A 22502-nucleotide genomic window follows, 5' to 3' on the forward strand; every position below is an offset into this window, starting at 1 on the left:
CCTAACGAAAGTTGAATGTCGCGCGCTGTAGGTGCAGTCGCGCGACACTCGACCGTCGGCTCCCGCGGAAAACCGCGGAGGAGAAGGGTTCTGGTTCAGCAGGACAGCGCGAGCGCCGAGGCGAGGCTGCATTCCGCCTGGCGGGTCAACTTCCAATAGCCGTCGATCTGCTTCCACGAGACGTCGTAGGTGAAGTCCGGGTAGCCCTCGGTGGTGATCAGGAGTTGCGCGTCGATCCGGTCGCCGGAGGTCGACGGGTTGATCACGTTGTAGCGCAGGCTCGGCGGGGAGATCGCGAGCAGGCCCGCGATCTTGTCCATCGTGGCGACGCCGGCGTCGCCGGATTCCAGTTCCGCCGCTCGCGTGCTGCGCGCGGCGCCGGTGTTGATGGCAACGCGCAGTTTGGCGGTCAGCTCACCGGCGCCGGGGGCTCGAGCGTGCAGGGGTGCGACCAAGGGTGCCGCGACCGCGGGCGCAACGGTACCCGCCGCGCCGACGAGTGCGGCGGTGAGCGCGACCGCCGTCGCGGCCAGCCGGGCGAGTGCCTTGTTCGGAGTGGTCATTTGTTCATCCAATCGTTCGCGGGTGTGAGTGTCACCGCTCTGGTCGGGTACGAGTGTGCAATATAAGGTAAGCCTATGCAAACATGATCCAGACGGATTCTGGTTGTCGGCGCGGAGCAGACCCCGCGCACTCAGCGGGAAACCGCGGGACGTCGGAGAGAGTGGAGAACCGGTGGAAACGCTTCTGGTCATCGGAGCTGGTCCGAAAGCCCTTGCGGTGGCGGCGAAAGCGCATGTGTTGCGCACGCTCGGCCTGCCCGCTCCTCGGGTCGTGGTCGTCGAGGCACACGCGGTCGGCGGCAACTGGCTGCCGAGCGGCGGCTGGACCGACGGCAGGCACCGGCTGGGCACGAGCCCGGAGAAGGACATCGGCTTCCCGTACCACTCGACCTGGGCGCGTGGACGCAACCAGGAGATCAACGCGGCCATGATGTCCTACAGCTGGACGTCGTTCCTCATCGAGCAGGGCACCTATGCCGAGTGGATCGATCGAGGCCGCCCGAATCCGGCCCACCACGTCTGGGCCAAGTACCTGCAGTGGGTGGCGCACCGGATCGATCTCGAACTGATCTCGGGCAGAGTGCGATCCATCGGCGCGACCGCCGACGGGTGGCTGGTCACCGCGACCGATCCCGACGGCAGCGCGGTCCGGTTGGACGCGGCCGGACTGATGATCACCGGCCCGGGCGCCAGCACCAAAGCCCTCGCCGACCATCCGCGCGTGCTGAGCATCGCGCAATTCTGGGATCTGGCCGGGCGGCGCAGCCTGCCGGTGTCCTCCCGGGTCGCGGTGATCGGCGGCGGCGAGACCGCGGGCTCCGCGTTGGACGAGCTGGTGCGCCACGGGATGCTGTCGATCTCGGTGATCTCACCGATGGCCACCATCTACACCCGTGGCGAAAGCTACTTCGAGAACTCGCTGTTCAGCGATCCGGTCAAATGGGCGGGACTGACCGTTCAGGAGCGGCGGGACGTCATCCGCCGCACCGATCGCGGCGTCTTCTCGGTACGGGTGCAGGAGAGCCTGCTCGGCGACAGCCGCGTGCATCACCTGCAAGGCCGTGCCGTCCGGGTCGCCGAGCAGGGCGACGGGGTGGCCCTGACGCTGCGCAACGAGCGGCGTCCGGATCAAACGCATACTTTCGATCTGGTCATCGATGCCACTGGCGGACAGCCGCTCTGGTTCTTGGACCTCTTCGATCAGGACGCGGCGGATCTGCTGGAGCTCGCGGTCGGCGGCAGGCCGACTCAGGAGCGGATCGAGGTATCGATCGGCTACGACCTCGCGGTGTCGGCGATGGACACGAAGCTGTATCTGCCCAATCTGGCCGGGGTGGCGCAGGGGCCGGGATTCCCGAATCTCAGCTGCCTGGGCGAACTTTCCGATCGCGTCCTGCAACCGGTCACGCGGCGATACGGTCCCTATCCGCAGGTGGCCGGCGCGTGGGCGCTCGGGTGAGCACCCACGCTCGCGGCGCCGCGGCCGCGCGCCGCGGCGCACTACCGCGCGACCGGGATGTCCGCCGGGGTGCGCGGGAGATAGTAGAGCGTGATCCGGCGATCCGGCCGGATGTCGAAGTCGCCGAGATTGGGAACGCCGAACCGTTCGGTCATGCGCCGGACCGCGACATTGCGGTGGTCGGGCTCGATCACGATGCGGCGGCACCGCGGTTCCGCTTCGAAGACGCCGGCCAGCAGGCCGCTGACGAAGGAGAACATGATGCCCCGCCCGATCACCTCCGGATCGGCGGTGGCCAGGTGGAAGGCCACGTCGTAGGGGTCGGCGTGATAGATGCGGGCGATCTCGTCCTTGGCCGGGCGGTAGAGCTCCAAGTAGGCGATGTCGCGGCGGCCCAGCTCCGGCCGACCGGCCGCGGTGAAGTCGTAGCCGACGATGTATGGGCGGGAATAGGATCCGAGCAGCTGCGCGCGCAGATTCTGCCTGCGCAGTTCGAGGGGCCACGGTTGTTCCCACGTCTCCACCAGGTGTGGCCGGCTCATCCATTCGGTGAGCAGCTCCGCGTCGGCGCCGTCCGCGTCGGCCGTGCGGATGTCGAACGGTGCGGGAAGGGCGGGCGTCGGCGGAGCGGGCACGGCCCGCAGCTCATCGGAGATGTCGGTCAGCTCGCGCGCGATGACATAAGGCGTTTCGGTCGGGTTCATCGGTTGTCGAGCTCCGTTCGGTAGTGGCCCTGCTGGATGAATGTAAGGTTAGCCTATGATAACCTCACGTGGTCGGCGAGGCCCGGCCGTTCCGGAAGGGCGGCTTTCGGCCGCAGCGGCCCGCGGTCGAATTCGACTGGTCGTGGGAACTTTTCGCTGACACCGCGTCATGTGTAGGAGCTGTTGGATGTCGAGAAAACCTGGGTGGCTTCGGAAGTTTCACAAGCCCGCCGCGGAAACCCTGCCGCCACTGGTGTTGTTTCCCCACGCGGGCAGTGGCGCTTCCACCTACCGCACCATGTCCAAGCGGCTCAGTGCTGATTTCGACGTCGTTCTCGTGCAATATCCGGGACGTCAGGATCGGGCTGCCGAACCGATGGCGGCCGATCTCGCCGAACTCGCGGCGGGCGCCCTCGCGGAATTCCTCGAATCGCCGTATCACCGCGGCGTTCCCCTTACGGTATTCGGGCACAGCGTCGGAGCGATGGTGGCCTTCGAGTTCGTCCGGCAAGCGGAGGCGGCCGGTGTGCCGGTGGCGCTGCTCGGCGCGTCGAGCGCGGTGGCGCCGGCGCTGGTGGCCGACAGCGAGCCGCTGCCCACCGAGGACGAGGCACTGCTCGACCGGCTCATCGCCCTGAACGGCACCGGCGCGGACGTGCTGGCCGATCGCGACATCATGCGGATGACGCTGCCCGTCCTCAAGGCCGACTATCGCGCGTTCGACGCCTACACCTGTGGTCCGGACGCGCGGATCGGCGCGCGGATCGAGGTCATCGGCGGAGCCGACGACGATTTCGTCACCGTCGCCGATCTGCGGCCGTGGCTGGCGCACAGCAGCCGGGGCGGCTCGGTCACGCTCTTCGACGGCGGGCACTTCTATTTGTACGACCACATCGACGGCGTCGCGGAATTGCTTTCCGCCGCAGCCGCCGACGCCGGACAGTCCGCTCTTTCCAGTTAGGTTCACCATGTCAGGATCGGCTTCGGGGGACGAAGACCATATCGTCATCGTCGGAATCGGGGTCGAGGCCCCCGGCGGAATAAACAGTCCACAGGAATTCTGGTCGGCGCTCACCGAATCCAGGGAACTCATCGGCCCCCTGCCCCGGGACCGGGAATGGCCGATCGAACAATTGCGCACTCTCGGCCGGAACGCCGGGTGGAGCGATGTGCGTGACGCGGGTGGATTTCTGTCCGAAGCAACGCAATTCGACGCGGCATTTTTCGGGATCACGCCGCGCGAAGCCGTCGCGATGGATCCGCAGCAGCGCGTGGGGATGCGTGTCGCGTGGCGGGCGGTCGAGGATGCCGGGCTGAATCCCGGCGACGTCGACGGCGCCGAGGCGGGATGCTGGATGGGCGTCACACCGCTGGAGTACGGCCCGCGCATGGCGAGCGTCAGCGAGCACAGCGGCTACCGGATGACCGGCACGACGCTCGGCGCGGTGGCCGGACGGATCTCGCACAGCCTGGGACTGATCGGTCCTTCGATCAGCGTCGACACCTCGTGCGCGGCGGGACTGACCGCACTGCATCAGGCGGCGGCGGCGATCCGCGCGGGCGAATGCGACTGGGCGCTGGCGGGTGGCGTGTGCGTCATGGGTTCGCCCGGCATGTTCGTCGAGTTCGCGAAGAACAACGCGCTGTCGACCGACGGCCACTGCCGCGCGTACTCCGCGGGCACCACCGGAACGCTGTGGGGTGAGGGCTCGGGAGTGGTGGTGCTGGAACCGGAGTCGCGGGCACGGCGGCTCGGTCATCGGATCTACGCGCGGCTGCTCGGTTCTCGGGTCAACCACAACGGCAAAGGCGCTCCGCTGGCGGTGCCCAGCGCCGACGCGCAGGAACGGCTGATCCGGGCCGCGCTCACCGCGGCCCGCGTGTCCCCGGAACAGATCGGACTCGTCGAGGGGCACGGCACCGGTACTTCGGTGGGTGACCCGATCGAACTCGCCGCGCTGATCCGGATGTACGGCGCACCCGAGCGAGCGCACGGCGCGCTGCTGGGCTCGGTCAAGTCGAACATCGGTCACACCCAGGCGGCGGCGGGCATGCTCGGCCTGATCAAGATGCTGCTGTGCGGCGCGAACGGTCACGTCGTGCCGAGTCTCTGGGCCGAGAACCCGACCGACGCCGTCGACTGGGAGGCCACCAGCCTGCGGCTGGCCACGAAGTACGCGCCGTGGGAGCCGATCGACGGTGTCCGCTACGGCGCGGTATCGGCATTCGGGGTGGCGGGGACCAACGCGCACGCGATCGTGGGAATGCCCGTCCTGGAGGAGAACGGCGATGCCTGAATACCGGCTGCCGGACGGCACCATTCCCGTCCTGCTCTCCTCGGACAGCGCGGAGGGATTGCGCGCGGAGGCCGCCGCGATATCGGCCTACTGCGCGGCCCATCCCCGGGTGGATCCGGATCGGTTGGCACAGCACCTGTTCCGCACCAGGATCGCCCGCCGGTATCGCGCGCTGGCCATGGTCGGCACGCGCGACGAACTGCTCGACGCGCTGCGGTCGGTCGCGGAGAGTACCGCGCATCCCGCGGTTGTGACCTCCGGCGGCGCTGTCACGGCGCGCCGCGCCGGATTCGTCTTCCCCGGCCAGGGCAGCCAGCGCCCCGGCATGGGCAAGCCGTACTACGACTCCTCGCCGGCGTACCGCGCCGTCGTGGACGAGTGCGCGGCGGTGCACGAGGAGCACTACGGCCATGCGCGGCCGGTGCACTATCTGCTCGGAAGCGGTGAGGAGTACGGCGAAACACTCTGGGAGCTACAGCCTGCCCGCATGTTCCACCTGATCGGCTTGGCCGCCATGTGGCGGGCGGCGGGCGTGCTTCCCGCCGCGACCATCGGGCACAGTCAGGGAGAACTCGCCGCCTGCGTCGTCGCCGGAGCGCTGACGTTGCGCGATGCCGTGCTGATCGTCACCCACCGGGCCCAGCTCTTGGAGCGGGACCTGTCGGACGGCTACGCAGTGGCTGTGCTCGGCGCGGGCCGCGACGAGTGTGAAGCGCTGCTGGCGCGGAATTCGGGGTGGGCGGAGGTCTCCCTCGTCAACTCACCGAACCTGACCGGTGTCTCCGGCGACGAAGCGGCGATCGCGGAACTCGTGGCGACCGCGACCGCGCAAGGACTGTTCGCCAAGCAGATTCAGATGTCCTTCCCCTCGCATACCTCCGCCATGACGCGGTTGCGCGGTGAATTCCAATCGGCGCTGACAGAACTGGGCAGCAAAACGTTCACGATCGGCGAGATCCCCTGCTACGGGGGAACGCTCGGTGCCCCGATCACCGCCGAGCTGACCCACCACGACTACTGGTACTGGAATCTGCGCAACCGGGTTCGCTTCGATCGCGCGGTCGTGGCGGCCACCGCCGAGGTGGACACCTTCATCGAGATCGCCGAGCATCCGACGTTGCAGCCCGCGCTGCGGGAGAACCTGTCACAGATCGCGGACGGGGCGGCGGCCGCCCGCGACTTCCGCATCGTCGGGACGTCACTGCGCACCGCGAGCGGGTTGGGCGAATTCACCCGCAATCTGGCCGAGGTAGCGGTACACGATCTGCACTACGGCTGGCAGGCCCTGCGCACCGGATCGGGCGATCCGACGCCGGTGCTGCCGCTGCGTGACTTCCCGTCCACCGTGATGAACCCGAAAAGGCTGTGGGCGCCGTATCAGTCGGGTGTGGAAGCGCCGGTCCCGATCACCGCGCCTCCCGCACGGCTGCGCGAAGAATGGAGGAAGCTGTCCCGGCTCGGGCTGAGCACGCCGCGGACCGTGCGGCTCGCCGAACACGACGGCCGCGCCGACGAACTGGCGGCGGCGCTTCGCGCGCGGGCCCCGCGCCACGGCGCAGCCTTCTCCGACGCCGAGGCCGACACAGTGGTGCTGCTGCTCCCGCCGATCGCGGCCACGGACGAAGCAGGCGCGGTAGCGGAACTCGCCGACTTCGCCGCGGCCGCCGGAGGACTGGCCGCGCTCGGTCCGGGCGTCGGCGCCTGCTGGCTGGTGACCACCGGCGCGGAAGCCGTCGGACCGGACGATGTCCCGTCGCTCGGTCACTCGGCGGTGAGCGCCGCGTACCGCAGTCTTGCTCCGGATCATCTCGGCATCGCCTTCCGGCACCTGGACTTGCCGCCGGATGCCGCGACACAGGATCCGGCCGCGCTGGCCGACAAGATCCTCGAAGCCATCCATGTGCTCGACGAGCCCGAACTCGCACTGCGGGACGGGAAGTTGCACGCCAAGCGCATCGTCCCAGCCGAGCCGTCCGACGCGTCGACGCCGCCCGATCTCGGCGAGGTCTTGATCCTCGGCGGAACCGGATACGTCGGTCTCGAATTCTGCGAGCAGCTCGTCCGGGGCCGAGCGGGCCGAATCACGCTGGTGAACCGTCGCGGGGACACGAGCGCCGTGGCCGAGCGGTTGCGCGAGCTGCGCAAGCTCGGTCCTACCGAAATCGACGTCGTGGCCTGCGATATCACCGACGCCGCCGCGGTCGCCGAGCTGGCGCGGCGTTTCGCCGAGCGCCCCGTGAGCGTGGTCGTGCACGCCGCCGTCCAGTACGCGTGGGCGCGGCTCGAACCGGCGGCGGTCGCGGAGGCAGTCGCCGCGAAGGTCCTCGGGCTCGGAGAAGTGTTGCGCGCGGTGCCGCAGACCGCCGCCTGCACCGTGCTGTTGTGCTCCTCGTTCGTGGCCACGCTCGGTGGACGCGACCAAGCGCTGTACGCGGCCACGAATCGCATGCTCGACAGTCTCGCCGTGCGGCTACGCGCGCAGGGCAGGGATTGCGTGTCGGTGCAATGGGGACTGTGGGGTCTGCCCGGCGCGGAGCACGCCGCTGTAGAAGCCAGGATTCTCGGCGCCGGTCTCCAGTCCATGCCCGCCGCGCCCGCCATCGAGGCGGGGTTCGCCGACCGCGCAGACAACAGCATGGTGCTGTCCGCGGACTGGGAGCGGCTGCGTGAGACGGTCGAGATCGTCGGTCTGACACCGATCTTCGCGCCCACGCTGGCAGCGCATGAGCCCTCGGCGCCGACGGTCACGCCGACGCCTCCGCCACAGACGCCCGCCGCCCCGCCGGAAGCCGACGTGACGGAGACGTTCGCGGAGATCCTCCGGCGCGAGCTCGGGCAGGTGATGCTCGTCGACGGCCCCGATCACATCGACGGCTCGGTCCCGCTGGTCGCGCTCGGCGTCGACTCGCTGCAAGCGGTCGACCTGCGCGCGCGGATCAAGACGACGTTGAACCGCGAACTGCCGGTCGCGGCCATCATGGGCGGCGCGTCCCTCGACGACGTCGTCGCGCTCATGTCCGAGAACCGAGGCTGATGGTGCCCGAGAACACTGGCTCAGGAGGCCGCTCAATGTCGGAGAACACGCAGGCGCCCATGCCCGAGATCGAGGACGTGCTCGCGTTGAGCCCGTTGCAGGAGGGTTTGTTCTCGCTGGCCAGGCTGGCCGGCGAAGGTGATCTGTACGCCCTGCAGTTCGTCTACCAGATCACCGGCCCGGTCGATGTGACGCTGCTGCGCCGCAGCGTCGAGGTGATCCTGCGGCGGCACCCCAACCTGCGCGCCTCGTTCTGGGATCGCGACCTTCCACGGCCGGTGCAGATCGTGCCCACCAGCGCGGAGCTGCCGTGGGCCGAACGCGCGATCGACCCGGCCGAGCTCGACGCCGTCATCGCCGCGGAGACGCGGGCGCCGTTCGACCTGACCCGCGGCCCGCTGTTGCGCGTGCTGCTGCTGCGATTGCCCGACGACACCCGGCGACTGGTGCTCACCGCGCACCACATCCTGCTCGACGGGTGGTCGCTCGGCGTGTTCTTCCGGGAGCTGTTCGCCCTGTACCAGGCGGGCGCCGCGGCCGACGCGCTGCCCCTGCCCCGGCCCTACCGGGATTACATCGGCTGGCTGTCCGCCCGCGACAACGACGCCGCGTTGCGTGCCTGGCGCGACTATCTCGATGATCTCGATCCGCTCATCCTCGCCGACCGGGGCGACGCGGCGGTGAACACCATTGTGCCCAGCATCGACACCGTCACCCTGGACGCGGCCGACACCAGCAGGTTGACGGCATGGGCGCGGTCGAACGGCCTGACTATGAACACCGTCGTGCAGTACGCATGGGCCGTCCTGCTCGGCAGGCTGACCGACCGCCGCGACGTGGTCTTCGGCACCACCGTCTCGGGCCGGCCGGACGAGTTGTCCGGTGTTGAGACCATGATCGGGTTGTTCATCAACACCGTCCCCGTCCGTGTGGCCGTCGGCGCCGAGAACGTGGTGCGCGATTGCGCGCGGCTACAACGCAAGTCGGCACCGATGCGTGATCTCGCCTACGTGAGCCTGTCGGCGATCCAGCGATCGGTGGGTTCCGGCACTTTGTTCGACACGCTGTTCGTGTTCGAGAACGCGCCCATGTCCGACATCCTGCGCCCCATCGACCTGGCCGACGGGGTCCGGGTCGAGCCGATCACGTCGGAGAGCCTGACGCACTATCCACTGGCGGTGACCTCGTTCGTGTACGAGGGGCAGCTGGTGGTGACGATCGAGGCGGTTGAGGCGGCGCTGCGCACCCTGTCCGGTCCCGACATCGGGGCGCGGTTGATCTCGGTGCTGCGGCAGCTGCCCGTGATCGGCGAGCGCGGGCCCGACGCACTGGACGTGTTGCTGCCGGGCGAGAGCGCGCGGCCACCGGCCGAGATCGCGGCGGACGTGCGTGGCGTCACCGTGTGGGAGTTGTTCGCGCGCCAAGCGGCCGCCACGCCGGACGCGCTCGCGCTCAGCACCGAGCACGACCGCTACACCTACCGCGAATTGGCCGATGCCGCAGTTGGATTCGCGGGAGCGCTCGCAGCACATGGCGCCGGACCGGAAGAGGTCGTCGCGGTGGCGTTGCCGCGTTCGGCGCGGTCGATCGTCGCGATCCTCGCCGTCTTGGCCACCGGCGCGGCCTATGTGCCGGTCGATACCGCGCTGCCCGCCGCCCGCGTCGAATCGATCCTGCGCCGGTCCCGTCCGCGCCTGATCCTGGTCGAGGGTTCCACCCCGCCGGTGCTCGGTGCGATCGTGGACGGCTCGCGGATACTGCGGATGGACGAGACCCCCGATAGCGCAGTGATGTTCGCGCCCGCGCCCGGCCGAGCGGACCAGTCCGCCTACCTGATCTTCACCTCCGGTTCCACCGGGGAACCCAAAGGCGTCGTGGGCACCCACGCCGCGCTGGCCGCGTACTTCGCCGACCACCGCGACCGGGTGTACCGGCCCGCCGTGACGCGGCTCGGGCGGCCGCTGCGGATCGCGCACGCCTGGTCGCTCAGCTTCGACGCGTCCTGGCAGCCGCTGATCGGATTGCTCGACGGACACGCCGTCCACCTGTTCGACGCCGAGGAAATGCGCGACGCCCACCGCCTCGTCGACGGCATCGTGCGGCACGGCCTGGACATGATCGACACGACACCGTCGATGTTCGCCCAGCTCGCCGCGGCCGGACTGGTCGACGCGGGCACGACGCCGCTGTCCGTGCTCGCGCTCGGCGGCGAGGCCATCGGGGCGCCGCTGTGGAAGCAGCTGTGCGCGCTGCCCGGCACCGCCGTGCACAACTGCTACGGCCCCACCGAGACCACGGTGGAGGCGGTAGTCGCCGCGGTGGCCGACGGCGAGGCCGAGCCGTCCATCGGGGCGCCGGTCACCGGAATGACCGGTTATGTCCTGGATTCGCGCCTGCGGCAGGCGCCGGTCGGCGTGGTGGGCGAGTTGTATCTCTCCGGCGCGCAGGTCGCCCGCGGCTACATCGGCATGCCGAAGAGCACCGCAGGGCGATTCGTCGCCGATCCGCACCGCACGGGCGAACGGATGTATCGCACCGGGGACTTGGTGCGCCGCTTGCCCTCGGGCGATCTCGCCTATGTCGGCCGCGCGGACGACCAGGTGAAGATTCGCGGCTACCGGATCGAGATCGGTGATATCGAGACGGCGCTGCTGGCCCTGCCGGGCGTGCGGGCCGCCGCGGTGATCGTGGTACGGCGCGCCGGCGGGCCCAGCCTGGCCGCGTTCGCGGTGGGTGACGGTCTCGACGCGGTGCGGTTGCGCGCGGCGCTGGCCGAGCGGCTGCCCGGGTATATGGTGCCGAACCGGATCCTGGTCGTCGAGCGGCTGCCGGTGACCAGCAACGGAAAACTCGACGCTCAGCGGCTCGCCGCGCTGGCGGAAGACCGTACCGCCGGTACGGGGACCGGGGCCGCGCCCGCGCGCACCGGTACCGAACACCGCCTGTGCGCCGCGGTGGCCGAGTTGTCCGGCGGTCCCGTTCCCGGCATCGACGACGACCTGATCGGCATCGGCTTGGACAGCATCGTGGCCATCTCGCTGGTGAACCGGCTACGGCGGGACGGTCTTTCGATCAGCCCGAAGACGGTGCTGAGCGTATCGACGATTCGCGAGCTCGCCGCGCGGATCGACGCGGGAACCGACCAGGAACGCACCACGGCCTCGGAGGGTTACGGTCCGGTCGATCCGACCCCGATCGTGTCGTGGATGCACGAGTACGGCGGCTACCGCAGGCTGGCCCTCAGCAATCTGCTCGAGCTGCCCGACGGCATCGATCAGGACGGGCTGACCGCCGTGCTGCAGGCGCTGCTCGACGGACACGACATGCTGCGTGCCCGATTCGTCACCGCACCGTCGGGATACGAACTCCAGACGCGCGCACCGGGCAGCGTGCGCGCGCAGGACATCCTGTCCCGGGTGGAGGAAGGCGAACACTTCGAGGCGACACTGGCGGCTCACGGCCGTGCGGTCGCCGATGAGATCGATCCGTTCACCGGCGATCTGGTGCGCGCCGTCCGGTTCGGCCGGTCCGGCGCTCCGGACGTGCTGCTGCTGACCATCCATCACCTGGCCGTCGACCCGGTCTCCTGGTACATCATCTGTGCCGACCTCGCCGCCTGCTGGGCAGAGGTCGCGTCGGGGTGCACGCCGACCCCGGCGGTCGAGCACACCGGCTACCGGCGATGGGCCCGGCTGCTGAACGCCCGCGTCGGCACGGAAGCGGTTGCGGCGCAACGCGAGTACTGGATCCGCCAAGTCGCCCCGCCGGACCCGGTGCTCGGGAACCGGCGCCCCGACCCGGGAGTGGACACCTGGGCTTCCTACCGCGTCCACCCCGTGCCCACTCCGGCGGCGACCAGCGCGGCGATTCTGGACAACCTCGGTGGCGGCGGCGCGGGAGTACGCGAGTTCTTGCTCGCCGCGCTGACGATGACGCTGGCGAGCTGGCGCCTGGAACGCGGGCAGGACGCGGCGGCGGGCGCGTACGTCGCGATGGAGGGCCACGGCCGGGAGGACGCGGTGCTCGGCGCCGATGTGGACAGCGCGCACACGGTGGGCTGGTTCACCAGCATCGTGCCGGCCAGGCTCGGGGTGGGCGCGGCAAGCGTGGATGTGGCTACGGCGCTGGCGGCTCCGGCTCGTGCCGCCGCGCTGCTCGAGCACGTCACGGCACACCTGGCGGACCTGCCGAACGGCGGCATCGATTACGGCGTGCTCCGTTATCTCGGCGAAGCTCCCGAACTGGCGGACGCGCCGCAGCCGCAGGTGCTGTTCGACTATCTGGGCCGGTTCGACCTGGCCGGTGCGGGCCGGCCCTGGGCTCCGATCCCGGATCTGGCGTTGCACGAATGCCTGCCGCTCGTGGCGGAGCCCGACTTCCCGCTGCGCTATGCGCTCGACGTGGTGTCGGCGGTGCGCACCACCGGGGAGGGGCCGCAGCTGGTCACCATGCTCCGCTGGAGCGAAGCGGTGTTCACCGCCGCGGACGTCGACCGGCTCGCCGCACTGTGGCACGACGCCGTCGCGGCACTCGAGCGCGCGGTCTCCGCGGTGACCGTCGGCGCCGACTGACCGCGATTCCAGAGCCACTCAGCCTTCTTCGAACTTCCAGCCTGGAGGACCCACCATGTCAGACGAGATCCTCGAGCGGCGCAAGCGGCTGCTCCAGCAGCGACTGCGCGATCAGCAACTCGCGCCGGCGGCGAAAGCGGAGCCGAGCAGGCGCCCCGGGGAACCGGCCGCACTGTCCTCCGCGCAACAGCGGATGTGGTTCCTGCAGACGGTGGCGCCGGAGGACACCACGCTCAACGTCTGCGTCGGTTATCGTCTCGACGGCCCGCTGGACGCCACGCGCCTGCGCGCCGCCTTCGACACCGTCGTCGCGCGGCACGAGATCCTGCGCACCACTTACCACGTCGGCGCCGACGGGAACCCCTACCAGGTCGCGCACACCGACCTGGGACCGGGCTGGCAGCAGCACGACCTCACCGATCTCACCGAGGAAGGCCGCGGCAGGCGGCTCGAAGTATTGGCGAGGCGGGAGTTCACCCGTCCGTTCGACCTGACCTCTGAGTCGCCGTTGCGGGTGACGCTCGCGCGCACCGGTCCGGCCGAACACGTTCTGGTGCTGACGATCCACCACATCGGCTGGGACGACGATTCCTGGTCGGTTTTCTTCGCCGAGCTCAATGCCGCCTACCGCGGTGACTCGCTCGCGGAGATCCGATCGCAGTACGTCGACGTGTCGTCGGCCGAGCGACCCGCCGACGACGACGCCGACCTGGCGTACTGGCGCGAGCGGTTGACGCCGCTGCCGGACCGGCTCGAGCTGCCCGGAGCGCTCGGCGGGAACGGGGCCACGCGCAACGCCGACAAGTGCGTGCTGCCGTTGCCGCCGGAAATGCTCGATCGGGTCACCGAGGTGGCGCGTGATCGCTCCGCGACGCCGTTCATGGTGCTGCTGGCGGCGTTCCAGGCGCTGGTGCAGCGGTACACCGCGGCGACGGACTTTCTCGTCGCGGTGCCGGTGACCGACCGCCGCGGCCGCGACGCCGAGGCGCTGATCGGCTATTTCGGCAACACGCTGCTCTTGCGCGCCCGTATCGATCCGGCGCAGACCTTCGGCGCGCTGGTCGACGCGACGCGCGACGCCGCCCGCGACGCGTTCGCGCACCAGGGTGTCGGCGTCGAACGGGTCGTTCGCGAGGTGAGCGCCGACCGGATCGCCGGCAGCGACGGGCTGGCCCAGCTCGTGCAGTTGAGCTTCAGTGTGCGCGGCGGGGCCAACGGCTTCGATCTCGCCGACGTCCGCTCCACCGAGCTGCCCTGGGGCAGCGCGGTCGCCCAGGAGCCCTTGGGGCTGATGGTCGTGCTCGACGACGCGGGCGCGCGGGTGGAAGCCACCTATCTGGTCGACGAGCTGGACCGCTCGGTGGTGGCCCAATTGCTGCGCCACTACCTGGCTTTGCTCGCCGGTGCGGTGGGCGATCCCCGGCAGCCGGTCCGCGCGATCGATATGCTCGGCGCCGCTGACCGCGCAGAGATCCTCGCCGCGTCGCACGGTCCGCTCGTCGACGCTCCCGCGACCACCTTGGTGGAACTGGTGCAGTGGCAGGCCGCGGCGACCCCGGATCGGGTCGCGGTGGTGTCCGAGAAAGCCGAGTACACCTACGCCGAGTTGAACCGGCGGGCCAATCGTCTGGCGCACTGGCTGATTCGACGCGGTGTCGGCGCCGAGAGGCTCGTCGCGTTGCGCATGGCGAACTCCGTGGAGTTCATCGTCGCGGCCCTCGCGGTGCTCAAGTCGGGCGGAGCGTACCTGCCGATCGATCCGGCCTATCCACCAGACCGCATCGAGTACCTGCTGTCCGACGCGCGGCCTGCGCTGTCGTTCGACGCCGAGGCGATCGCCGCGGCGATCACCGAGGCCGCCGGGTTGCCGCACACCGATCCGACCGACGCCGACCGCGAGTCGCCGCTACGGCCGTCGAACATCGCTTACGTCATCTACACCTCGGGCTCCACCGGCCAGCCCAAGGGCGTGCCCGTCCCGCACGAAGCGATCGCCGATCACCTGGTGAACTTCGCGGCTGACTGGGACGCGAGCATCCCGGAGCGGGTCCTGCAGGCGACCTCGGTGAGCTTCGACGCGTCGCTGGCCGACATCTTCCTCCCATTGATCGCGGGTGCGAGCATCGTCGTTCCGAAACCGAACGCCTACCGCGACATTCCGTATGTCGCCGAGCTGATCGCCGAGCACGGGATCACCGTGTTGCACATGGTGCCCTCGCTGCTGGCGACGTTCCTCATGCTCCCGGAGGCCAACGACTGGCGGGCGTTGCGGCACGTGCCGGTCGGCGGCGAGGCGTTGCCCGGCGAGATCGCCGACCGCTTCGCGGCGCAATTCGACGCCGACCTGCGTAACCACTACGGCCCGACCGAAGCGGTGGTCTGCTCCACCTCCATGCCGGTCGAGGGGCCGCAGGGAACCAGGATCGTGCCTATCGGGTACCCGAACCGCAACGTCTACGTGTATCTGCTCGACGAGTCGATGCGGCTGGTGCCGCCGGGCGTGATCGGCGAGATCTACCTCGGTGGACGCCAGCTCGCCCGCGGCTACCTGGACCGGCCCGCCCTGACCGCCGAGCGGTTCGTCGCCGACCCCTTCCTGCCCGGGGGCAGGTTGTACCGGACCGGTGACCTGGCCCGGCGCACCGCCGAGGGCGAGATCGAATTCGTCGGCCGCGCCGACGAACAGGTGAAGGTGCGCGGTTTCCGCATCGAGCTCGGCGAGGTGGAGGCGGCGGTGGCCGACCATCCCGGTGTCGCGCAGTGCGTCGCGATCGTCACCGAGCACGAGCGGCTCGGCCCGATTCTGGCCGCGTACCTGGTACCCGCGCCGGGACACGAGATCGATGTGCAGCAGGTGCGCGCGACGGTCGCGGCGACACTGCCCGAGCACATGGTCCCGGCGGCCTTCGCCGTGATCGACGAGGTGCCGCTGAGCGCGCACGGCAAGCTCGATCGCCGCGCGCTACCGGAGCCGATGCTGGCGAAGACCCGCACCTACCGGGAACCCGAGTCGCCCACCGAGATCCGGGTCGCCGCGCTGTACGGCGAGCTGTTCGACACCGACCGGGTAGGCGCCGACGACTCGTTCTTCGAGCTCGGCGGCCATTCCCTGCTCGCGGCCCGGCTGGTCGCCCTGATCCGCGATGCCTTCGGTGTCGACGTCGACGTCCGCGCGCCGTTCGACACCCCGACGGTCGCGGGTCTCGCGGCGCATCTGGTCGCCCGGTATCACGATCAATTCGGGGAGAATCTCGACGAAGTCGCTCCCACTGGACGACCCGTCGGCGGGGACGTCACGACGCCGTCGAAACAGGCGCGTCCCGAGCGGGTCCCGTTGTCGTACTCCCAGCGGGCATTGTGGCTGCGCCGCAAGCTGGAAGGCCCGTTCGGATGGGAGAACTTCCGGTTCGCCATCCGCTTCGACGGCGAACTCGACGTCGCGGCGCTCGCCGACGCGGTCGCCGACGTCGTCGCCCGCCACGAGTCGTTGCGCACCAGCTTCCCGGAGCACGACGGGACGCCGTATCAGCGGGTGGCTCCGGTCGGCCCGGTCGAGCTGCCCCGCACCGTGCTCGAGGGCGCGGCGGACGCGGTCTCGGTCCGTCTGGCGGAGGCGCTGGAAGCCGAGGCGAACCATGTCTTCGACTTGGCTGGGGAGTCGCTGGTCCGCTTGCGGCTGTTCGTCCTGGACGAGCGCACCCATGTGCTGTCGGTGCTGGCCCATCACATGGTCACCGACCGGGAATCGTGCCGGGTGTTCATCGAGGACCTCACCGCCGCCTACCGGGCGCGGGTGAGCGGCACGGTTCCGTCCTGGCCGGAGCTGACGGTGCAATTCGCCGACTTCGCGGTGTGGCAACGAAACACCTTCGACCACGCGCCGGGCCGCGACGACCTCAGCGATCACGGCAGGAGCCGGCTCGACTACTGGCGCGGCGCACTGGCGGGGCTGCCGGTGGAGATCGCGGTCGGGCACGATCGCCCACGTCCCACGCGACTCGGCTACGCCGGGGTGAGCGCGACGCGGGTGCTCCCGGCCGAGACATGGCAGGCATTGCGATCGCTCGCCGAGACGACGGGCGCGACGGAATTCATGCTGTGCCAGGCGGCGGCCGCGATGCTGGTGCACGCGCTCGGCGGCGGTGACGACGTGCCGATCGGGGCCACGGTCGCCAACCGGCCCGGGCGGTCGGTGGACCGGCTGATCGGGCTGTTCGCCGACATGATGGTGCTGCGCAACGATCTGTCGGGCGACCCGACACCGCGGACCGTGCTGGAGCGGGTGCGCGAGTCCGCGCTCAGCGCCCTCGGTCACCAGGACGTGCCCTTCGAGCGGATTGTCGAAACGCTCAACCCGCCCCGGGTACTGGGCCGCAATCCCCTGTTCCAGGTGATCATGCAGTTCGGGCACACCGCGCCGACCATCGAGTTCACCGCGCGCGGCGAGACCACCCTGACTCCGCTCACGCCGCAGTACGACGCCGCGTTCATGGACTTCCATCTGGACTTCCTGGTGCAGCCCGGCGGCGAGCTGCTGACCCGGGTCGTGGTCAACTCCGAGCTCTACGAGCCGGCCACCGGCGAGATCTTCGCCGACACGCTGGTGCGAATCCTGACCGTGTTCGCCACGAAACCCGATGTGGCGCTTGCTGACTCGAATGTCGTGCCGGAGGGGTGGGACACCGCGCGCACCGTGGTACGCCATTCGGCGTCCGAGGTCGCGACCGGCGAAGCCGAGGCGGGCCCGCCTCGGACCGACACCGAGCGCGCCCTCGCCGCGCTGCTCGAGGAATTGCTCGAGATCACCGACGTGAGCCGCACGGACGGATTCTTCGCTCTCGGCGGCGACAGCGTCATCGCCATCCAATGGGCGGCGCGCGCCGGCGAGGCGGGCCTTGCGCTGACCCCACAGCTGATCTTCGAGCACTTCACGCTCTACGAGTTGGCGGCGGCGGTGGACGCGGCCACGGCTCAGGGCGCGAGCGTGTCGGAGCGGCCGGCGCAGGAGCATCGGTACGAGCCGATGTCGGCGTCGGGTCTGTCCGGTGACGCGCTGGCCATGCTGCGCGAATCCTGGTCCGCGCAGCGGTGACGCGTGGTGAGCCGGTCGCGCACCCGCACCGGCTCACCGCGATTGGCGCGGCGGGCGGCGGCGATTAGGGTCTGATGCCGATGGATTCGGTGCCTGTTTGGATCATGTTCCCGGTGATTCTGGTGGTCGCGGCGATCGCGGCGGGACGGTGGCTTCTGGTCGCGGACACCTTCACCGATCGCATGATCAACCATGCGTGGACGTGGAATCTCGGTGGCCTGGCGCTGTACGTCTTCGCCGCGGCGGCGGGGTTTGCCGGGCTCGGTCAGCGGCTGTTCCTGTGCTGCGGACTGATGACCACCGCCATGGTCCTGGTGCTGGCGCAACTGGCCGCGGGCGCGGAGCCGGAGGTGATGCTGCGCAGGCAGAAGGTCTACAGCGTCGTCGCCGCCGTGACTTCGGCGGTGCTGCTGATGTTCGCACCCGCCGCACGGGATGTGTTGCATGTCGGTCTCGACGAGATCGTGTGGACGCTCTCCGAGATTCCTATGGCGGTCAGCGGATACCTCGTCGCGCGGGCCAGTTTCCGTGAACTGCGTACCGCTGCTCGTATGGTGAAAGAGAAGCTGACGTATTCGGTCCTTTTGGCCCTCGCGGTGTACTGGGCGGTGGCGGCACTGCTGACTATCGTCCGCGCGCTCTGCGGTGTCCCGCCGAGTCATCCGGGCAACGCAATGGCGGTCTCGTCGTTCGTCTGCATGCTCGTCATCGCCACACTGACGGCGATGCCGCTTGTGACCGCTTTGCTGGCCCGAGCTGGGCTGGACCGAGCCGGTCGGCGCTGCCGTCGTCTCCGTCCGCTGTGGCGTGACCTGACCGCCGCGGTCCCGGAAGTCGTCTTGACCCGAACCGGCGACGGGGACAGCGGTGCGGCGTCTCGGCTGTATCGGATGACGGTGGAAATTCAAGACGCCCTGTTGCATCTGCGGCCTTACATGCCGCCCCCGGCGCAGGCGTTGGGATCTGCGGCCGCCGGGCAAAGCGTCCGCGACTATGCGCGTCAGGTCGCCTATGCCGTCCGAGGCAGAGCCGCCGGACTGCGTCCCGTGGCGCAGACCGCCCCGCTCGCCGCCATGCCGACCGGCGGCCACGATCGTGCCAATGGCCTGCGGCAATTGCTCGACTTGGCGCTCGAATGGCCGAAAGCTCGCGCCGATGTAGGTTAGGCAAACCTATTTAGGGTCGGCTAAGCTATGCCCCGGCAGTCTCGGTCCACCGGTTCCGGTGGCAGGCAAGGAGTGGCAGCGCGATGGAGTCGACACAGCGTCGGGCAAAGGGAATGGTGGACATCGGCCTGGAGGAGATCCGGGCGGCGGTGGCCGGTCAACTGGGGCTCGCCGCCACGGAGATCGCCGATCACGACGACCTCATCCAGCTGGGGCTGGACTCGATCCGCACCATGAAGCTCGCGGGCGGCTGGCGTAAACGCGGCGCCGACATCAATTTCGCCCAGCTGGCCGCCGATCCCACGGTGGCTGCCTGGCACGGCCTGCTCGGCGCGAAAGACGCGGCGGGCGACCAGGTGTCCGGGCCGGCGTCGGCTGAGATCCCCGCCGAGGCGGCGGACGACGATCCGGCCGCGCCCTTCCCCTTGGCCACTATGCAGCACGCGTACTGGATCGGCCGCTCCGACGAGCAAGAACTCGGCGGAGTCGCGGCGCACCTGTACGTCGAATTCGACGGCGGCCGCATCGATCCCGCGCGTCTAGAGCGCGCAGTGGCCGACTTGGTCGCCATGCATCCCATGCTGCGCACCAGGTTCCTGCCGGACGGCACGCAGCAGACCATGACGGCCCCGGGCAAGCCGGTGTTCAGTGTCGTCGACCTGCGCGACCGGTCGCCCGAGGAGGCCGAGGCCGCGCTCACCGAACTGCGCGATCGCAAGACTCACCAGCGCCTCGCCATCGAAGACGGCCAGGCCATCGACGTCACACTCACCCTGCGCGACGGAGACCGCAGCAGGCTGCATCTGGATGTCGACATGCTCGCGGGCGACGCCATGAGCTACCGGATCCTGATCTCCGACCTGGCCGAGCTCTACCACGGGACGACCTTGCCGGTCCCCGCTTACACCTACCGCCGGCACCGCACCGAGCACCGCGAGGACGTCGCCGCCCGCGAGCGCGACCGGCAGTGGTGGCAACAGCGGCTGCCCGAATTGCCCGGCGCACCGGAACTGCCCACCGTGGCGGTCAGCGAGCGCGCCGACCCGAATCGCACCGTGCGCTACGACCACTGGCTGGTGCCGGAAGCCAAGCAGCGGTTGCTCGCCGCCGCGCACGAACGCGGCATCACTCCCGCGATGGCGCTCGCTGCGGTGTTCGCCGAGACCATCGGCGGTTGGTCGGCGCAGAGCCGCTTCTTGCTGAACGTGCCGCTGTTCCACCGCGATCCCGTGCACCCGGACATCGATCGGGTGATCGGCGACTTCACATCATCGATCATGCTCGAGGTCGACGTCACCGAGAGCATGTCGGTCACCGACCGTGCCCGCGCGCTGCAACGCAGCATGCACGAAAGCGGCGCGCATACGGCCTATTCCGGGCTCGAGGTGCTGCGCGACCTGGGCAGGCATCGCGGGGAGCCCGTGCTCGCCCCGGTCGTCTACACCAGCGCGCTGAACCTCGGCGAACTGTTCGCCGGCAAGGTCACCGAGACCTTCGGCGAACCCGTGTGGATCATCTCGCAGGGACCGCAGGTGCTGCTCGACGCGCAGGTCACCGAAGTTCGCGGCGGACTGCTGCTGAACTGGGATGTGCGCGCGTCGGCCTTCCCCGAGGGCATGATCGACGCCATGTTCGCCCGCTACTGCGCGGCGATCGGACGGCTCGGCGAGGGCGCGGCAGGGTGGAACGCGGAGGCCGCCGTGCGGCTGCCGGTGGCCCAGGCCGAGGTGCGGGCCGCGGTCAACGCCACCGACGGCCCGGTCAGCGGGCGTTGCCTGCACCAGGGCTTCTTCGAACACGCCGCGGCACAGCCCGAGGCGCCCGCGGTGGTGTGGGGTCTGGGCGACGAGCGAGGGGAATGGAGTTACGGGGAACTGGCCGCCCGCGCGCTGGCTGTGGCGGGCGCCCTGCGCGCCGAAGGTGTGCGGCCCGGCGAGTCGGTCGCCGTCCAGTTGCCGAAAGGACCGGACCAGGTGGTGGCGGTGCTCGGCGTGCTCGCGGCCGGAGCGACTTACGTGCCGATCGGATTCGATCAACCGACGGGACGTCGCGCGGAGATCCTCCGCACCGGAGCTGTCGACACGGCATTGACCATCGATGGCGCTCGGATGGACGCACCGATCACGTGTGTGTCCATCGATGCGGCCCGTGACCACCCGCAGCCGCTCGCGGCGCCCGTCTATCCGGACACCGGCGACATCGCCTACGTGCTCTTCACCTCCGGGTCGACCGGCGTGCCGAAGGGCGTCGAGATCCCGCACCGCGGCGCGATGAACACCATCGATGCGCTGAACGAATGGTTCGGGGTCGGCGGCGGCGATCGCGCGCTGGGGTTGTCCGCTCTGGAGTTCGACCTTTCGGTCTACGACATCTTCGGTCTGTTCTCGGTCGGCGGCACCGTCGTTGCGGTCGATCCGGAGCAACGCGCCGATCCGTCCGCGTGGGTGGAACTGCTGCGTACCCACCGTGTTTCGATCCTCAACTGCGTGCCCAGCATGCTGGACATGATCCTGCAGATCGGCGGTGACCGACTGGGTGATTCGCTGCGTGCCGTCATCCTCGGCGGGGACTGGGTCGGTGCGGACCTGGCCCGCCGGCTGTCGGCCCAGGTGCCGGGTTGCCGGTTCGCCGGTCTCGGCGGCGCGACCGAGACCTCCATCCACACCACCATCTGCGAGGTCGACGGCGAGCCGCCCGCGCAGTGGGCGACCGTGCCGTTCGGCGTTCCGCTGCGCAACGTCCGATGCCGGGTCGTCGGTCCCGCGGGCCGCGACTGCCCGGACTGGGTGCCCGGCGAACTATGGGTCGGCGGCGTCTGCGTCGCTGCGGGCTACCGCAACGACCCGGAGCGGACCGCCGAGCGTTTCGTCGAACACGACGGCCTCCGCTGGTACAAGACCGGCGACATGGCCAGGTACTGGCCCGACGGCACGATCGAATTCCTCGGCCGCGCCGATCATCAGGTCCAGATCCGCGGGTACCGCGTGGAACTGGGCGAGGTGGAGAGCGCGTTGCGCACGGTGCCCGGCGTCCGGCATGCCGTCGCCGCGGTCGTCGGTGCGGGCGCGCCCAAGCTGGTCGCCGCCGTCGCGGGTGACGTGGGCGAGATCGGCGACATCACCGCGGCGGTCTCGGATCTGTTGCCCGCCTACATGGTGCCCACCCGGGTCGAGTTCCTCGAGCAGATGCCCTTGACCGCCAACGGCAAATTGGACCGCCGTGCCGTGGTCGCCCTCCTGGAACCAGGAAGCGAGGACGACCAGGGCACCGCTCCTCGCGATGACGTGGAGGCCGCGCTGGCCGATATCGTCGCGGCCGTCCTCGGCATCGACGCGATCGGCGTGCACGACGACTTCTTCGGCCGTGGCGGCGATTCCGTTCTCGCCACGACCGTGATCGCCCGCGTCCGCGAGTGGCTGCAAGCCGATCACGCGCTGGTCGCGGACCTGTTCGCCACCCGAACCGTCGCGCGGCTGGCGGAGCGGCTGCGGGAACGTGAAGCCCAGCAGGGCCTGGACGGCAGGCTGCCCGCGGTCGCCCGGCTCTACCTCGAGGTGGCATCGATGACGGACGAGGAGATCCTCGCGCAGACGTGAGGCGGGTAGCGGTCGTTCAC

10 protein-coding genes are annotated in these 22502 nt (G+C 69.8%); 8 read left to right on the plus strand and 2 right to left on the minus strand.

Annotation, left to right across the window (positions count from 1 at the left end; genetic code table 11):
• Window positions 1-95: 95 nt before the first annotated feature.
• Window positions 96-563 (minus strand): hypothetical protein, encoded by a 468-nt coding sequence (locus ABZ552_RS26030; RefSeq protein ID WP_281875606.1) that lies wholly within the window; start codon window positions 561-563, stop codon window positions 96-98.
• 172 nt (window positions 564-735) lie between these two features.
• Here ABZ552_RS26030 and ABZ552_RS26035 point away from each other — a divergent pair, with 172 nt between their 5' ends.
• A complete protein-coding gene (locus tag ABZ552_RS26035; RefSeq protein ID WP_357440345.1) occupies window positions 736-2022 on the plus strand; it encodes a SidA/IucD/PvdA family monooxygenase in 1287 nt (428 codons plus the stop codon).
• 41 nt (window positions 2023-2063) lie between these two features.
• Here the strand turns inward: ABZ552_RS26035 and ABZ552_RS26040 are convergent, their stop codons facing one another.
• On the minus strand, window positions 2064-2726 hold the full coding sequence (locus ABZ552_RS26040) for a GNAT family N-acetyltransferase (RefSeq protein WP_357440347.1): 663 nt from the start codon (window positions 2724-2726) through the stop codon (window positions 2064-2066).
• A 187-nt stretch (window positions 2727-2913) separates the two neighbouring features.
• Here ABZ552_RS26040 and ABZ552_RS26045 point away from each other — a divergent pair, with 187 nt between their 5' ends.
• The 7 genes from ABZ552_RS26045 (at window position 2914) to ABZ552_RS26075 (ending at window position 22482) form a co-directional block, all read left to right on the plus strand.
• Window positions 2914-3687 carry an alpha/beta fold hydrolase gene (locus ABZ552_RS26045; RefSeq protein ID WP_281875601.1) on the plus strand — a complete coding sequence of 258 codons (774 nt, stop codon included), beginning with the start codon at window positions 2914-2916 and terminating at the stop codon, window positions 3685-3687.
• Between the two features lie 7 nt (window positions 3688-3694).
• Entirely contained in the window at window positions 3695-5023 is a 1329-nt protein-coding gene (locus ABZ552_RS26050) for a polyketide synthase (RefSeq protein ID WP_357440351.1), read from the plus strand.
• Window positions 5016-8057 carry a nocobactin polyketide synthase NbtC gene (nbtC, locus tag ABZ552_RS26055; protein WP_281875599.1) on the plus strand — a complete coding sequence of 1014 codons (3042 nt, stop codon included), beginning with the start codon at window positions 5016-5018 and terminating at the stop codon, window positions 8055-8057. The genes ABZ552_RS26050 and nbtC overlap by 8 nt, the downstream gene beginning before the upstream one ends.
• 35 nt (window positions 8058-8092) lie before the next feature.
• Window positions 8093-12628, plus strand: a complete 4536-nt coding sequence (locus ABZ552_RS26060) for an amino acid adenylation domain-containing protein (RefSeq protein ID WP_357440354.1) — start codon at window positions 8093-8095, stop codon at window positions 12626-12628.
• 55 nt (window positions 12629-12683) lie between these two features.
• A complete protein-coding gene (locus ABZ552_RS26065) occupies window positions 12684-17720 on the plus strand; it encodes an amino acid adenylation domain-containing protein (protein ID WP_357440357.1) in 5037 nt (1678 codons plus the stop codon).
• 89 nt (window positions 17721-17809) lie between these two features.
• The gene (locus ABZ552_RS26070; protein WP_357440360.1) at window positions 17810-18886 is read left to right on the plus strand and encodes an MAB_1171c family putative transporter; all 1077 of its coding nucleotides are present in this window, start codon (window positions 17810-17812) and stop codon (window positions 18884-18886) included.
• 113 nt (window positions 18887-18999) lie between these two features.
• Window positions 19000-22482 carry an amino acid adenylation domain-containing protein gene (locus ABZ552_RS26075; RefSeq protein WP_357440507.1) on the plus strand — a complete coding sequence of 1161 codons (3483 nt, stop codon included), beginning with the start codon at window positions 19000-19002 and terminating at the stop codon, window positions 22480-22482.
• Window positions 22483-22502: the final 20 nt, after the last annotated feature.

The organism is Nocardia sp. NPDC019219, from assembly GCF_040632645.1.
GTDB lineage: Bacteria > Actinomycetota > Actinomycetes > Mycobacteriales > Mycobacteriaceae > Nocardia > Nocardia sputorum.

Coding starts and splice junctions, on each gene's coding strand:
- ABZ552_RS26030 (WP_281875606.1), bottom strand. CDS start 563: ATGACCACTCCGAACAAGGCACTCGCCCGGCTGGCCGCGACGGCGGTC.
- ABZ552_RS26040 (WP_357440347.1), bottom strand. CDS start 2,726: ATGAACCCGACCGAAACGCCTTATGTCATCGCGCGCGAGCTGACCGAC.
- ABZ552_RS26045 (WP_281875601.1), top strand. CDS start 2,914: ATGTCGAGAAAACCTGGGTGGCTTCGGAAGTTTCACAAGCCCGCCGCG.
- ABZ552_RS26050 (WP_357440351.1), top strand. CDS start 3,695: ATGTCAGGATCGGCTTCGGGGGACGAAGACCATATCGTCATCGTCGGA.
- nbtC (WP_281875599.1), top strand. CDS start 5,016: ATGCCTGAATACCGGCTGCCGGACGGCACCATTCCCGTCCTGCTCTCC.
- ABZ552_RS26060 (WP_357440354.1), top strand. CDS start 8,093: ATGTCGGAGAACACGCAGGCGCCCATGCCCGAGATCGAGGACGTGCTC.
- ABZ552_RS26065 (WP_357440357.1), top strand. CDS start 12,684: ATGTCAGACGAGATCCTCGAGCGGCGCAAGCGGCTGCTCCAGCAGCGA.
- ABZ552_RS26075 (WP_357440507.1), top strand. CDS start 19,000: ATGGTGGACATCGGCCTGGAGGAGATCCGGGCGGCGGTGGCCGGTCAA.